The organism is Acinetobacter sp. USHLN143, assembly GCF_037145695.1.
GTDB lineage: Bacteria > Pseudomonadota > Gammaproteobacteria > Pseudomonadales > Moraxellaceae > Acinetobacter > Acinetobacter fasciculus.
Genome location: NZ_JBBCWZ010000031.1, coordinates 1 through 15,031, shown reverse-complemented (window position 1 = coordinate 15,031; position 15,031 = coordinate 1). Strand labels below are relative to the sequence as shown.

The 15,031-nt window shown below is 46.6% G+C and carries 10 protein-coding genes and 1 pseudogene; 5 read left to right on the top strand and 6 right to left on the bottom strand.

Going from position 1 to position 15,031, the window contains the following annotated elements; translation table 11 throughout:
* Positions 1–91 precede the first annotated feature (91 nt).
* On the bottom strand, positions 92–2,899 hold the full coding sequence (locus WFH18_RS09680) for a GacS-like sensor histidine kinase (RefSeq protein ID WP_121979806.1): 2,808 nt from the start codon (positions 2,897–2,899) through the stop codon (positions 92–94).
* A 362-nt stretch (positions 2,900–3,261) separates the two neighbouring features.
* Here WFH18_RS09680 and cysM point away from each other — a divergent pair, with 362 nt between their 5' ends.
* The 5 genes from cysM (at position 3,262) to WFH18_RS09655 (ending at position 9,550) form a co-directional block, all read left to right on the top strand.
* Positions 3,262–4,191 (top strand): cysteine synthase CysM, encoded by a 930-nt coding sequence (cysM, locus tag WFH18_RS09675; protein ID WP_004281649.1) that lies wholly within the window; start codon positions 3,262–3,264, stop codon positions 4,189–4,191.
* 18 nt (positions 4,192–4,209) lie between these two features.
* A complete protein-coding gene (locus WFH18_RS09670; protein WP_004733735.1) occupies positions 4,210–5,028 on the top strand; it encodes a 3'-5' exonuclease in 819 nt (272 codons plus the stop codon).
* 6 nt (positions 5,029–5,034) lie between these two features.
* Positions 5,035–6,423 (top strand): 23S rRNA (uracil(1939)-C(5))-methyltransferase RlmD, encoded by a 1,389-nt coding sequence (gene rlmD / locus WFH18_RS09665; RefSeq protein WP_004733737.1) that lies wholly within the window; start codon positions 5,035–5,037, stop codon positions 6,421–6,423.
* 32 nt (positions 6,424–6,455) lie between these two features.
* Positions 6,456–8,765 carry a RelA/SpoT family protein gene (locus tag WFH18_RS09660; RefSeq protein ID WP_004733739.1) on the top strand — a complete coding sequence of 770 codons (2,310 nt, stop codon included), beginning with the start codon at positions 6,456–6,458 and terminating at the stop codon, positions 8,763–8,765.
* Positions 8,766–8,866: 101 nt separating this feature from the next.
* A complete protein-coding gene (locus tag WFH18_RS09655) occupies positions 8,867–9,550 on the top strand; it encodes a hypothetical protein (protein WP_035341482.1) in 684 nt (227 codons plus the stop codon).
* Between the two features lie 24 nt (positions 9,551–9,574).
* On the opposite strand, the gene secF is transcribed toward WFH18_RS09655, so the two are convergent.
* From secF to WFH18_RS09630, 5 genes and pseudogenes are all read right to left on the bottom strand, one after another.
* Entirely contained in the window at positions 9,575–10,549 is a 975-nt protein-coding gene (secF, locus tag WFH18_RS09650; RefSeq protein WP_171064295.1) for a protein translocase subunit SecF, read from the bottom strand.
* 8 nt (positions 10,550–10,557) lie between these two features.
* Positions 10,558–12,456 (bottom strand): protein translocase subunit SecD, encoded by a 1,899-nt coding sequence (gene secD / locus WFH18_RS09645; RefSeq protein WP_004733746.1) that lies wholly within the window; start codon positions 12,454–12,456, stop codon positions 10,558–10,560.
* A gap of 51 nt (positions 12,457–12,507) precedes the next feature.
* A complete protein-coding gene (gene yajC / locus WFH18_RS09640; RefSeq protein WP_004645158.1) occupies positions 12,508–12,837 on the bottom strand; it encodes a preprotein translocase subunit YajC in 330 nt (109 codons plus the stop codon).
* Between the two features lie 100 nt (positions 12,838–12,937).
* Positions 12,938–14,068 carry a tRNA guanosine(34) transglycosylase Tgt gene (tgt, locus tag WFH18_RS09635; RefSeq protein WP_336754772.1) on the bottom strand — a complete coding sequence of 377 codons (1,131 nt, stop codon included), beginning with the start codon at positions 14,066–14,068 and terminating at the stop codon, positions 12,938–12,940.
* 130 nt (positions 14,069–14,198) lie between these two features.
* Positions 14,199–14,938 (bottom strand): annotated as a pseudogene (locus WFH18_RS09630) (hypothetical protein); the annotation flags it as partial.
* Positions 14,939–15,031: the final 93 nt, after the last annotated feature.

Sequence of the window (15,031 nt, the reverse complement as noted above, 5' to 3'; positions counted from 1 at the left end):
TTTTCCTGGCTTGAGCATAGCATGCAGCCTTTAGGCTTGCATGACAGCTCAGTCACACTTCTTAAGTCATGGACTGAGCCACTTCAGAGGTTTAATTCAAATGTTGCTTCAAAATTTGCTGGGCAGCCTGTTCAATCTGTTCAACCACGGCTTTGAGTTCATCAAAATATTTCAGCACGTCCTGAACAAAGTTTTCATCGGCCTTACGGCGTTCTTTGCGCAGGGTTGAAACGAACTGTTCAAAGCCACCGGTGACTTTCTGTAAAGTCGGTGCACCGACATAGCGGGTCGCGCCGTATAAACGATGCAGCACATGTTCCAGTTGTGGGAAATCTTCCAGTTCAATCAGTTGCTGCATTTCATCGAGTTCATCCGCAAAGCTGTCCACCAGCATGCGTAACAGATCTACCGCCAGATCTTCCTTATTGGCTGCCAGTTGCAGGCTTTGCTGCCAGTCCAGAATATTTGGATCCAGAGCATCAATCACATTGGCACGTTCCAGTACCGGAATCCGTTTAAAATGCTCGGTGGTCCAGTGCGTCAAAATTTGGATAATCTGCTCGATCTGGATCGGCTTGGTGACATAATCATCCATGCCGTTTTGCAGCAGTTTATGTTTTTCATCAGAAAGTGCATGCGCCGTCAGTGCAATAATCGGCAGGCGGCTATGATTTTCAAAGGTCGATTCCAGCGAGCGAATAGCACGGGTGGTATCGATCCCCGACATGACTGGCATCTGAATGTCCATAAAGACCAGATCAAATGCTGGCTGTTCCTGTTCATAACGGCGCTGAATAATATCGATCGCTTCCTGCCCGCTGAGGGCTTTGGTCGTGGTGACATTGAGTTCAGCCAGCAAGGCTTCCAGAACAATCAGGTTGGGTAAGTGATCATCCACGGCCAGAATATGCAGGCCTTGACCATTAAATTCTTCATGCTGTTCCTGGTCGAAGACCGGCTGATTGCCGAGTAACTGAATCAGCGCGCTGCGGCTGAGTGGCTGATGCAGGGCACGGGCACGATGGTCATTGAGCATGCTTGGATCCAGTTGCATCTGATAACCATAGACAGCCAGATGACCCTGATAACGTGAACGGATTTCGCGTAACAAGACTTCACTGTCACCACTATGATCGACGATCAGCCAGGTATTTTCGCTATTCTGTAAATGATTCAGACGGCTAAACAGATCCAGAATTGATGCACATTCAATATGTTTAACCTGATAATTTTCCAGATAATGCCGCAGCACATTCGCAGTTGCCGGATGTGCAAGATAAGACACCACGGTCAATTCGCTAAAATCTGGATGCTCAATCACGGTATCTTCATCGACCAGGAACTGGGCAGTAAACCAGAAAGTAGAGCCTTTTTCGGTTGGAGCACGTTCCTGATTGTCTTCAAAACCAATCTGGCCATGCATCAGGCTGACCAGCTGTTTGGAAATTGCCAGACCAAGACCGGTACCGCCAAACTGACGGGTCACCGAGGTATCACCCTGCGAGAAGGACTCAAACAGCTTTTTACGGTCGGTACCACTCAGGCCAATGCCGCTATCCTGTACACTAAAATGCAGCACACACTGATCCATTCCATCATGTTCCATGCGTGCCCGGACAATGATTTCTCCATCCGGAGTGAATTTGATCGCATTGGAAATCAGGTTGGTCAGAATCTGTTTAAATCGTAGCGCATCACCAATAATGTGTTTTGGCACACCATCTGCATAATAGAAGGCCATATCAATATGTTTTTGTGCTGCCAGAGGTGACAACATGTCCATCACATCAAAAATCGCTTCTTCCAGATCAAAAGGTGCCGTTTCTAATTCCAGTTTGCCGGCATCAATTTTGGAAAAATCCAGAACATCATTGATCAGTGCCAGCAAATGCGCCGAAGACTTACGAATGGTCTGCAAATACAGGCTCTGCTCGTTGCTGAGATTGCCCTGACGTAACAACAGATGAATAAAACCATCAATACTGTTCAGCGGGGTGCGCAATTCATGGGAAATATTGGCCAGAAACACCGACTTGGCCTGGTTGGCCGAGATCGCCTGGTCGCGTGCCTGACGATAGGTAATATTCTGGACTTCTAAAGTGTCGAGGGTGCGGCGTAAATCGTCTTCGGTCTGTTCGGTATGTTCACGCAGTTCCAGAAAGCTGAAATGCAAACGTTTCACCACATTGGCGATATCACGTTGCAATAAACGCAGCTCGCCGGTGCTGTTAATCACCATATGCTGGCCGAGGGTATCGGCATTCAGGCGTTGCAATTGCATGCGAATCTCATACATTGGGGCGATCCAGCGCCGTGAGTAGAAATTCAAGCAAAGTAATAACAATAATAAGGTCAGTAATCCGGTCGCAATCAGTACGATCAGTACTCGGTAACGGGCAATTGCTAGCGGCTGGTTATCCAGTTCGATCGCCAGCCAGCCGGTAGAAAAAGTGTTTTCATTCACTTTAATGGCATAGATATGATTATCTTGATGCAGAATCGGACCAACAAAATTGCCGCTTTTCTCAAATTCTGGCCAAGGCGCCTGTTCCTGAAAACCAATGCCCAAACGGTTCTTGCCATTTTCATCCAGAACTGCTGCCCGAACCAGATGCTTTTCATTCAGCATGTTCTGCATGGCGTTGTGAGCTTGGTCATATTGCCATGGATACAGGTTCAAGATATCCAGGGCATATTCTGAAGTGCCTTGAAAGCGAGTCAGAATCGCAATGGCCATCTGCTTCTGCTGGGCACGTGCGGCATTCGAGGTCTCAGTCAACACCAGCATGGCACCGACACAGGCCAAAATGGTAATCGGCACAAAAATCAGCGCAATCAGCTGTCCATAGGCATGATTTAAGTGTAGGCGTTTAAACAGCTTTTTGTTGATCGTTGACATGATTTAAGCAGTATTTTCTTTATGCCTGGCATATTAGCATGCTTTAAATCGACAGTTAAAATTTAAGCATAATTTTTATAAAGCTTCGGATTAGCAGTTAAAAATACAAGAGATTTCAGTTAATTTTGCTCAGGTACAGCAAGACTAAGACGCACGAAATTTCAATCTGTAAAAGTGCCAGACTGAAATAGTATTTTCATCTTCATTAGCGAGCTGCTTCACCTGGCTAAATTATCGGGAAATGTAGTTTATGGCTTGATAGTGTGTGAGTTTTAGTGAGTTTTCTGAAAAAGCCTTGCTAAATGGGTGCAGGGAAAAGCATTTTTTCATACAATAGCCGCACCTCGATATAGGTGCAAATAATGAGTAATACCATCCCTGATTTTCAAGCAGATGAATTTTTGTTAGACCATTATGTAGGCAAAACGCCGCTGGTGCGTTTACAGCGTCTGGCAAGTCACACTCAAGCTACAGTACTCGCGAAACTCGAAGGCAATAACCCAGCAGGTTCGGTCAAAGACCGTCCGGCCTATAATATGATCATGCAGGCCGAGAAGCGTGGGCAGATCAAACCGGGTGACACCCTGATTGAGGCAACGAGCGGAAATACGGGGATTGCATTGGCGATGGTCGCAGCAATGCGTGGCTATAAAATGAAGCTGATCATGCCGAACAATATGAGTCAGGAACGTAAGGACGCGATGCGTGCGTATGGTGCCGAGCTAATTGAAGTAACCAAAGAGCAGGGCATGGAAGGTGCACGTGATCTTGCTGCTCAAATGCAGAATGATGGTGTGGGTCTGGTGCTGAATCAGTTCGGAAATCCGGACAATGTCGAAGCGCATTACCTGACCACGGGTCCAGAAATCTGGCAGCAAACCGGTGGCAAAATTACCCATTTTGTCAGTTCTATGGGTACCACCGGCACCATCATGGGTGTGTCGAAATACCTGAAAGAAATGAATCCTGATATTCAGATCGTCGGTTTACAGCCATCTGATGGTTCAAGCATTGCCGGAATCCGTCGCTGGCCAGAAGAATATCTGCCAACCATTTTCGACCGCAGCCGAGTCGATCGCATTATTGATATTCCACAAATCGAAGCTGAAAAAACCATGCGTAAGCTGGCACAGAAAGAAGGCATTAGTGCCGGAACATCTTCTGGTGGGGCAGTGTGGGCCTCGATTAAACTGGCGGAAGAACATCCGGATGCAGTGATTGTGTGTATTATCTGTGACCGTGGTGACCGTTACTTGTCTACAGGGTTATTCTCTGTACAAGATCCTGAATAATTATTTGAGCACTGTTTTATGCGCCTGCCTGTTTTAACTTTCGATATTGAAACCCAAACCGATCTCAAATCAGGCGCGCATCTGTTTGGTCTGGACCTGCCTGAAGCAGATCTGGATCAGGCCTTGACCAAACTGCGCCGTCAGGATTCAGGCTCTGATTTTCAGCGTCCGCCCTTGCATGAAATTGTCTGTATTTCCGGTTTATGGATCGATGAGCAGGGCATGAAGCTGTTTTCCTTTAGCCGGGAACAGCATTCCGAAGCAGAAATTTTGAAAAAATTCTTGTCCATTTTTGACAAGCGCCATCCAACTCTGGTCAGCTGGAACGGCTCACAGTTTGATTTACCAGTGATTTTATACCGCGCCATGTATCATGGACTCTCTGCACCGAGTCTGTTCGATCAGGGCGAAATTGATACGCAAAAGCGTTATAATAACTACCAGAATCGTTACCATCATCGTCATGTTGACCTGATGGATGTGATGGCCATGTTTCATGCCCGTCATTTCCAGAAGCTGGATGATGTGGCACATTTGCTGGGTTATCCAGGCAAGCGCGGTGACGGAGCCTATCGGGTTCCGGAATATGTCCGCAATCAGCAATGGACCGAACTGACGTCTTATTGTGAAGGTGATGTCCTGAATACCTGGCTGGTGTATATCCGCTGGTTGCTGTTAAAAGGCCAACTGTTATTGCCGGATTATCAGCATTTGATGCAAAGCACGATTCAATATTTGCATACTCAACCGCAGCATGCGGACTTTTTATCAGTTTGGCGTGAGACTTCGCAACGAACTGAATTTACCCAATTTGATTTTCCCATCTCCACACCCTAGGTTTTCATGAAACATCGAGCACAAGCACGTCCTACCCAGCAACCCGAGTACATTTTTCAGGTTGAGTCACTATCGCATGAGGGACGTGGCATCGCTCATTATGGTTCACATCCGGATCATCCGCAGCATAAACATGGCAAGAAAGTCTTTATCCGTTATGCCTTGCCGGGTGAAACCGTGCGTGCCCGCATTACCCGAGAAGTTAAAAAACTCGAAGAAGCCGACAGCCTTGAATTGTTGAGCGATGCTTCCGAGATTCGCGTAAAACCAGTGTGTCCGCATTTTGGGATTTGCGGTGGCTGTAATATGCAGCATATCGCTGCGGATGCGCAGATTGAACTGAAACAGAATGTGCTGAAATCGCATCTACAGCATTTTGCTGGAATCCAGCCTGATCAATGGCTACCGCCTTTACGTTCACAACGTGAAGATTATCGCCGTAAAGCCCGGATTGGGGTGCGTTATCTACCTTCCAAGGATCAGCTGGTGGTGGGTTTTCGTGAGAATCAGTCCAACAAACTGACACCGATTGATCGCTGTATGATCTTGGATCGCGAGTTTGGCTCGGTTACACGTCTTAAACAATTGCTGCAAGGTCTGAATGGTAAGGCCGACATCGGTCATATAGAATTGGCCATGGGGGATCAGGACATTGCGCTGCTGGTGCGTGAAACTGCAAAATTATCTGCCGGTGATGTCAACCAATTGCGCGAATTTACGTTACAGAAAGGCTGGCAATTGTATCTGCAGCCTGCTGGCAAAGAAACGCTCTCGCGGATAGATGATCCAGAAGCGTCTGCACGCTTACACTATGGTCTTGATGACTTTGATGTGAAATTCGGCTTTAATCCTCTGGACTTTACCCAGGTAAATTCAAGCATTAATCCGCAAATGGTACGATTGGCATGTGATTTGCTACAACTGCAACAGGGTGAACGGGTTCTGGATCTCTTTTGTGGATTAGGAAACTTTTCCTTACCTCTTGCGCGCTGTGTTGGTGCGTCGGGTCAGGTGATTGCGGTCGAGGGAAGTGATGAAATGGTTCGACGTGGGGCGGAAAATGCCAAAAACAATGGTATTGCACAAATAGCGTTCTATTCACAAGATTTAACCAAAGATTTCTCGCACCACACTTGGGCAAATCAAGGTTTTGATGCATTATTAATCGACCCGCCACGTGCCGGGGCAGAAGAAGTCATGCATTATATCCCTCAGTTTGGAGCTAAAAGAATCGTTTATGTGTCATGTAATCCTGCGACACTCGCCAGAGATGCAGGACTCTTGGTACAACAGGGCTATCGTCTCACCCAAGCGGGCGTGATGGATATGTTTACACATACTGGACATGTTGAATCAATCGCATTGTTCGAAAAAGAAAATCAAATAAACGATTAAAGAAATGATGTTTTTAAAAGTAGGAGACGGGTATGGTCACAGTACGTGAGCAACTCCCTGGACGACTCAATGAGTTGTCACAGGAGACGACTGTAGAACATGCCGAACAAGCACACCAGGATCTGACTGAATGGTTGGATCGGGTTCGTGGCATATTAGATGGCGCACCTTTAACGCAGCTCGAAGAAGTCGCCCACTTAACATTAGAAAGAGAGCTGCAAAGTACGGTTCAGCACCGCTCCAATACCTTTTATACCGGTATTGAGATGGCGGATATTCTGGCGCATCTGCATGTCGATGAAGATACTTTGTCCGCAGCCATGTTGTATCGTGCTGTTCGTGAAGGCGTCATGCCACTCAGTGAAGTACTAGAACAGTTCGGCGAACAGGTGCATAGCCTGGTCAAAGGTACGCTTGCCATGGGTAAGCTGTCTGAGCTGATCGAAAAAAATAAACGCTTGGAAGATCATTTCAATAATAACCAGCGTGAACATCTGTCTGGCATTTACAAAATGCTGATCTCGGTCACCGAAGATGTACGTGTCGTTCTGGTCAAGCTGGCCGAACGTACCTATGCCTTGCGTGAACTGGCCAATTCCTCGCGTGAGCGTCAGGAACGGGTGGCCCGAGAAATTCTGACCATTTACTCGCCACTGGCACACCGCTTGGGCATTGCTCAGTTGAAGTGGGAGCTGGAAGATCTGGCTTTCCGTTATCTTGCGCCGGAACGTTATAAAGAAATTGCTTCCTTACTGAATGAAAAGCGTCTGGAGCGTGAACAGTATATTCAGTTTGTGATTGATAAATTACGCAATGAATTGGCTGAGCATGGCATCGAAGCTGAAATTAATGGCCGGGTGAAACACATTTATTCGATTTATCGAAAAATGAAAAGCAAGAACCTGAGCTTTGACCAGCTCTATGATATTCGTGCGCTACGGGTACTGGTGAAAAGTGTACCGGAGTGTTACCACACTTTAGGTATTGTGCATCAGATCTGGCGCCACATTCCGCATCAGTTTGATGACTATATTACCAATCCGAAAGCCAATGGTTATCGTTCTTTACATACTGCGGTGATTGCCGAGAATAAGTCACTTGAAGTTCAGATTCGTACCCATGCAATGCATGACGAAGCTGAACTTGGGGTGTGTTCACATTTTAATTATAAAGAAGGCGCAAAAACCACAGATCGCTCCTTTAACCATCGTCTGCATTCCTTACGTGCGGTACTTGAGCATTATCAAGAACGCAATGAAAGCAGTGCACATAAAGAATCTGAAGATGAAATCGAGAATTTTGAGCATATTCAAGATTTTGAAGGCTTCGAAAAGATCTATGTGTTTAGCCGTGATGGTGATATCAAAGAGCTACCACGTGATTCAAGCGTGCTAGACTTTGCGTATCATGTGCATACCGAAGTCGGGAACAAGTGCTATGCTGCACGGGTGAATCAGCGCTATGTGCCGCTGACCTATACCCTGAAAACCGGTGAACAGGTCGAGATTCTGACCAAAAAAGACCGGGAACCGAACAGGGACTGGCTGGTTAATTCGCTGGGTTATATCAAAACGGCCCGGGCGAGAGATAAATTGCGTCACTGGTTCCGTCAGCAGGATCGCAGCAAGAACCTGGAAGTCGGCCGTGAAGTGCTGAACAAGGAATTGTCACGTCTGGCAATTCACCCGAAATCGATTGATTTGAGTGATTATTGCAACCACTTTAATGTCAAAACCGGTGATGACATTCTGGTGAATCTGGTCAATGGCGATATCAGCCTGCATGCCCTGATTAATCAGGTGAATCGTCATATGCATCTGGATCAGGACGAACCTGAACTGGTGCTGAAACCAGCCTTGAATCCACGTGCCAGCCATACGCTGTCAGCACACGGGATTCTGATCGACGGTCTGGATAACGTGGAACTGCATGTCGCGCAATGTTGCCAACCGGTGCATGGTGAGTCGATTGCCGGCTATATCACTCTGAATCGGGGGGTGAGCATTCATAAGGTGGCCTGTCCGGACTATGTGCGCATGATCACTCAAGAGCCTGAGCGTGCGGTAGAAGCCGATTGGGAAATGCAGCCGACTCGTGGTCAGAGCGTACAGATTGTGGTGGAAGCTTATGATCGACGCGGTTTGCTCAAAGATCTGACGCAAGTGATTTTCTCGGATCAGATCAATATCCGTCAGGTGAATACCATTTCGGAAGCGGACGGTATTGCCAATATGAAGCTGCTGATTGAAGTCAAAGGTCTGGCACAACTTTCCAAACTGCTGGCCCGTCTTGAGCAGCAACCAGGAATTATCAGCGCGCGTCGTCTGGTACAGGGTACTTAATTCCTGTTACCTAAGTTTAAAAAGCCTGCAATTCAATTGCGGGCTTTTTTATTGTAAGGTATTTAAATTACATGCATAAAAAAATAGACCAACAGACCGAGATGAGCGCGACTGAAATATTTGAACGTAGACGAAATAATCTGGCCAAGGTCATTGATCTGCTGATCGAGACACAGCAATTTAAAACTGGCAAAGAAATCTGTGAGCATTTCGGTTTGTCAGCCTCATATATTGCGCAATTGCTGAATAGCAAACGTCAGATCGGGGAGAAGGCAGCAAGGGAACTGGAACAACAACTGGGTCTAGATGTGCTCATTCTAGATCAGTCGACTGAACCAAAAGTTGAATTATCTCCAATTCCAGCGCAAGGTGTACTGTTGCAAATGCAGGTGGTGCAACAGCAGGCATTCGCACTTATCTCCCTGGATTCACCGCTCTCATTCAATCAGGATATTTTTCATCTGCAAGCACAGCATTATGCGATTCAGGTAGCAGGGCCGTATTATTTTCCCAGCTTAAAACCGGGCTGGTGGCTGGTTTGTGACAAACAGGCCGAGTTATCCACTGCAGGCATACTCTGTGTGTATCTGCTCAATGGCCTGCAGCTCATTTTACAGTTGGTGAGCGAAGCTCGGGATCATTATGAATTTCAAAGCCTGAATGAAAGCAGAAAGGTGGTTTTCCAAAAAACCGATATTGAGAAAATCCATCCAGTCATTGCGATTCTTCCCACTGCCACATATTCAAACGGCAGAAATAATTCAGCCCATCATAAGACGGGCTGAACGATGAACATGAAACAGAACAGATTATGGAATCTGGTTCTCGTCTTCAAATTCTGGCTTCACCTGAACAATAAAGTCCTGACGGTTTAGACCACGCCACAAGGCAAAGGCTGTACCAATATAGATCGACGAATAGGTCCCGACAAAGACACCAACAAACATCGCGATCGAGAACCATTTCAGACCATCACCACCCATCAGCATCATGGCAAGCACCACGAGCAATAAGGTCATAGAGGTATGAATGGTACGACGCAGGGTTTCAGTCAGGGCAATGTTAATGATTTCGACCGGTTCTGCACCACGAATCTTACGGAAGTTCTCACGGATACGGTCAGAGACCACGATATTATCATTCAGTGAGAAACCGATGATTGCAAGGAGTGCTGCAAGTACAGTCAGGTCAAATGGCCACTGCATCATCGCAAAAATCCCGAGGGTAACGATGATATCATGGAACAGTGACAATACTGCACCCATAGCCAGCTTGACCTCAAAGCGGATGGTGACATAGACCAGCATCAGCAGGAGCGCAAGTGCCACAGCACCGCCAGAACGGACATAGAGCTCATTACCGACCTGACCACCGACGACATCAACCTTGGGTACTTCTGCCGCATTATTTGGCAGTTGAACCGCTGCTGTAACAGCCTTGGTCAGGTCTTCAGCTTCGATATCTTCCTGAACCGGCATACGCACCATCAGGTCACGTTCAGAACCTAAAGTCTGAACCACAGCATCATTAAAGCCTGCCTGGTTCAATGCCTTGGAGACATCTTCAGGTTTGACCGGATTAGTATAGTTTAATTCGGCTGCCACACCACCGGTAAAGTCCAAACCCAGGTTCAGGCCTTTGGTGGCAATAAAGAAGATACTGGCAACGGTTAAGAGAATTGAAAACAATGCCGCAGGCATCGCAATCTTCATAAACGGAATAATGCGTTCGTCTTCCGGGCGACCGTACTGTTTTTGATTCAGTTGAGTATTTTCAGTCATCAGTGATCTCCTTAAATGCTCAACTTTTTCAAGTTACGTTTTTTGCCATAAATGAGCTGTACCACGGCACGCGTTACTGTAATGGCAGTAAACATCGAGCAGACAATACCAATCATCAGGGTTACGGCAAAGCCTTTGATCGGACCTGTACCAATCGCGAACAGAATGAACGCCACCAGGAATGTGGTCAAGTTCGAGTCGAAAATGGTGTTATAGGCACGATCATAACCGGCCACAATCGCCTGTTTTGGCGAAGCCCCCCATTTCATTTCTTCCCGTATTCGTTCACAGATCAGTACGTTGGCATCGACCGCCATACCAATGGTAATGACGATACCGGCAATACCTGGAAGGGTAAGGGAAGCGCCAATCCAAGACATGACTGTCAGAATCATCGCCAGGTTAAAGACCAGTGCAAAGTTGGCAATCACACCAAACAGACGGAAGAATACCACCATCCAGATTGCGACTAAGAGGAAACCGATCTGAGTTGAAAGTACACCTTTGTCGATGTTTTCTTGACCCAGACTTGGACCAATCACACGTTCTTCTACAAAGTACATTGGCGCAGCCAACGCACCTGCACGCAGCATCAAGGCAAGTTCAGCAGCTTCTTGCGGTGAGTCCAGACCAGTAATACGGAACTGAGAACCCAGTACTGCCTGAATGGTTGCAGCGTTAATCACGACAGATTCAGTATACGGGGTACGAACTTCAGTTTGAGTGCCGGTCGCAGGGTCTTCCACATAATTAATGCGCTGTTTGTTCTCGATGAACAAGACGGCCATACGTTTGCCGACCGCATTACGGGTGGCATCCGACATCAGTTTGCCGCCTGCGCTGTCCAAGGTAATGTTAACTTCAGCACCGCCTGTGTCTTGGCTAAAGCCACTTGATGCATTCTGAACACGTTCACCGGTTAAGATACGGTTACGGTTCAAGAGGAGCTGACGACCACTGTCCAGTGACTCATAAGCAAAGACTTCTGTGCCTGGTGGCAATGCACCCGTTGCCTGACCGGTATATGGATCAATATATTGATCATTCAGGTCAGACACCAGACGGAACTCGAGGTTCGCGGTACGACCTAAGACACGTTTCGCTTCAGCGGTATCCTGCACACCAGGAAGCTCAACCACAATACGGTTGCTGCCCTGAGTTTGAACCAGTGCTTCTGCCACACCTAACTCGTTAATACGGTTACGTAAAGTGGTCAAGTTCTGATTGACAGCATAAGATTCAATTTCTTGCTTACGCACATCAGTATAGTTTAGACGTAAGGTCGAACCGGTCTCGGTCGCAACAGCCTGCTGGGTAAACTCATTGCCATTACGGCGCAAGAAGTCCATCGTTGCAGAACGATCATCATTGTTGGCAAACTGCATCACAATGGTGTTGTTGCTTAAATTCAGGCTATTAAATTTCAGGTTGTTATCACGCAACTGACGACGTAGATCCGTCGCAGAGGTTTCCATGCGCTGGGAAATGGCCTTGTCCATATCCACTTCAAGCAAGAAGTGAACACCACCACGTAAATCCAGGCCGAGCTTCATTGGTTTGGCACCAATTTTTTGCAGCCATTCTGGGGTGGTCGGGGCGAGGTTCAATGCAACCACGTAATCATCACCTAAACCACGACGTAAAGCCTCTTTAGCTTTAAGCTGCGATTCACTTGAATCTACACGTAATAAAGCTGCATTGTTGCCAAAGCTATTGTCATGGGTGGCAATATTTTCAGTTTTTAAAATTTGCTCTGCTTTTTGTACGATGCTTGCATCAATTTGAGTACCGGCTTTGGCACCCGAAATCTGTACAGCAGGTTCATCTGGATACAAACTTGGCAGGGCATATAAGGTACTGATCACCAGGACAACCAGGATCAGTACATATTTCCATGCTGGGTAACGCATTCGTTTTCTTCTTAAAATGAAAAAGTCGTGCGAGGGCACGACTATTTTTGATTAAAGGTTATTTAAAGTGCCTTCAGGGAGGACTGAAATCACACTTGCACGTTGAACTTTGACTTCTACACCACGGCTCAATTCAACCACTGCGAAGTCACCTTCAATCTTGGTGATTTTGCCCATTAATCCGCCTGCAAATACCACTTCACTGCCAACGCCAAGGCTGTCGACCAAAGCACGGTGTTCTTTGGCACGTTTAGATTGAGGACGCCAGATCAAGAAATAGAAGATTGCAATAAAAACAGCAATCATCAAAAGGTTCGCCATCATGCTTGGTTGTTGTGCAGCTTCACCTGCAGCGTGAGCAGTCGAAATAAAAAGGCTCATTACATTTTCCTAAAATAAAAAACTGGTGATCAACTCGATAATAAATTGACATATTCTTGCAATTTACATTGTCTTTTTCCTCAGCGCAAATGCTGATGGATTAATCTTGCGGACAAGGTGGCACTTCCAGGCCACGGCGGGCATAAAAGTCATGAACAAATTCGTCAAATGTACCGTTGTCTAATGCATCACGCATCGCTTCAGTCAAACGCAGGTAATAGCGCAGATTATGAATCGTACCGAGCATAGAGCCGAGCATTTCTCCACATTTTTCGAGGTGGAATAAATAGGCGCGGGTGAAGTTGGTACAGGTATAGCAATCGCAATGTGGATCGAGTGGGCTTTGATCATGACGATATTTCGCATTACGGATCCGTACCAGACCGTCTGTCACAAAATAGTGACCATTACGTGCATTCCGGGTTGGCATCACGCAGTCAAACATATCGACACCACGACGTACCGCTTCCACAATATCTTCGGGCTTGCCGACACCCATCAAATAACGCGGTTTATCTGCCGGCATTTTTTCTGGAAGATAATCCAGAACCTTGATCATTTCCTCTTTGGGTTCGCCAACGGACAGACCGCCAATCGCATAACCATCAAAGTCGATTTCAAGCAGGCCTTTTAAAGATTCATCACGCAAGTCTTCATACATGCCGCCCTGAATAATCCCGAACAGTGCATTACGGTTTTTCAGCACGTCATGATGCTGGGTTTTACAGCGTTTCGCCCAGCGTAAAGACAATTGCAATGATTTTTGCGCTTCTTCATGCGTCGCAGGGTACGGCGTGCATTCATCAAAAATCATTACAATGTCAGAATTCAGCGTATGCTGAATATCCATTGAAATTTCAGGCGATAAAAATACTTTTGAACCATCGATTGGTGAGCGGAAGGTCACACCTTCTTCTTTAATTTTACGCATTGCGCCCAGACTGAAGACCTGAAAGCCGCCTGAATCGGTCAAAATGGGACTATTCCATTTCATGAATTCGTGCAGGCCGCCATGTTCACGAATCACATCCAGTCCTGGACGTAGATACAAATGGAAAGTATTGCCCAGAATGACTTGAGATTTGATCTCTTTAATGTCGCGTGGCAACAGGCCCTTGACCGTACCATACGTACCCACAGGCATGAACATCGGGGTTTCCACCACACCATTTTCAAGCGTTAAACGACCACGACGGGCACGGCCCGACTGACCTAATTTTTCAAACTTCATAGGAGTTCCACATCAAGGCGAAAAAACAGTTCGCTGATTGTTATAGCTAAAGGGCGCTATTTTCCTTGATTCTTACACTAAACGCCAGCATTGTAGAGCATTCGCTCTGTAATTTTATTTATCGCTGAAGCTAGAGAACATCCGGAGATATTGGCGGATGGGCAGAAAACTGCTGCAAGCGCTGCTGGATATCTTCCCGGCTAAGGGCGCAGCTGCCATCCGGCTCAGAGGCCATTGCAGCGATATGCTGGATCAGTTTCTGGATATAATATTGCTATCGACAAAGTAGGATTCCAAGGTCAGCAAATAGGCATCTTGTGCCACTTGCAAATAGTCATAAGGCTCCATCACCAGCATCTGCTCTAGATCAATCAAGATATCTTTGTCGTTTTGCGAGAGTTTCAAGCGTTTCTGTATGGCAGGTAAATGAGTAGTTTGTCTGGATGCCAGAAATTTCTGTAAATGAATATGCTCAGGATTAAGTGTCTGTGCAGATTGGCATTCAAATTCGACTTGGGTGGGCAGGCTCATGAAAAAAAGGATGCCATCCAGATCCAGACCATAAGCCTCAGAAAGACGATGTTTGGTCTGTTTAAAACTCTCCAGCAATAAATCCAGATGCGTCGCGTGCAGCTGTTTTTGTTGTGCCAATACCGGATGGCCAAAGCTGTGCTGGGTTTTAAAATAATCGGCCAGCAAGGTTTTAAAGGGAATGAGTCCAGAGTGGGGCAAAGCATGTGCCCGATAACGCCATTTCCGGACATTCCAGCGATCCTGTTCCGCCAGATATTGCTGAGGATCTTCCGGATCTTTAAAAATACTGCGTTCAGTCGAAATGGCCAGATCATCTAGTAACCTGAGTTCGATGAAATCCACTTAACCTTTTAGCATATTTTGGAAAGTTGGCTTATTGGGGTTCAAACAATAAGCCACTACAGCAGCCATGATATTCACCATGAAGTT

What these genes read in the sequence shown, in the direction of transcription:
- WFH18_RS09680 (WP_121979806.1), bottom strand. Translation starts at nt 2,899, where the DNA reads ATGTCAACGATCAACAAAAAGCTGTTTAAACGCCTACACTTAAATCAT.
- cysM (WP_004281649.1), top strand. Translation starts at nt 3,262, where the DNA reads ATGAGTAATACCATCCCTGATTTTCAAGCAGATGAATTTTTGTTAGAC.
- WFH18_RS09670 (WP_004733735.1), top strand. Translation starts at nt 4,210, where the DNA reads ATGCGCCTGCCTGTTTTAACTTTCGATATTGAAACCCAAACCGATCTC.
- rlmD (WP_004733737.1), top strand. Translation starts at nt 5,035, where the DNA reads ATGAAACATCGAGCACAAGCACGTCCTACCCAGCAACCCGAGTACATT.
- WFH18_RS09660 (WP_004733739.1), top strand. Translation starts at nt 6,456, where the DNA reads ATGGTCACAGTACGTGAGCAACTCCCTGGACGACTCAATGAGTTGTCA.
- WFH18_RS09655 (WP_035341482.1), top strand. Translation starts at nt 8,867, where the DNA reads ATGAGCGCGACTGAAATATTTGAACGTAGACGAAATAATCTGGCCAAG.
- secD (WP_004733746.1), bottom strand. Translation starts at nt 12,456, where the DNA reads ATGCGTTACCCAGCATGGAAATATGTACTGATCCTGGTTGTCCTGGTG.
- yajC (WP_004645158.1), bottom strand. Translation starts at nt 12,837, where the DNA reads ATGAGCCTTTTTATTTCGACTGCTCACGCTGCAGGTGAAGCTGCACAA.
- tgt (WP_336754772.1), bottom strand. Translation starts at nt 14,068, where the DNA reads ATGAAGTTTGAAAAATTAGGTCAGTCGGGCCGTGCCCGTCGTGGTCGT.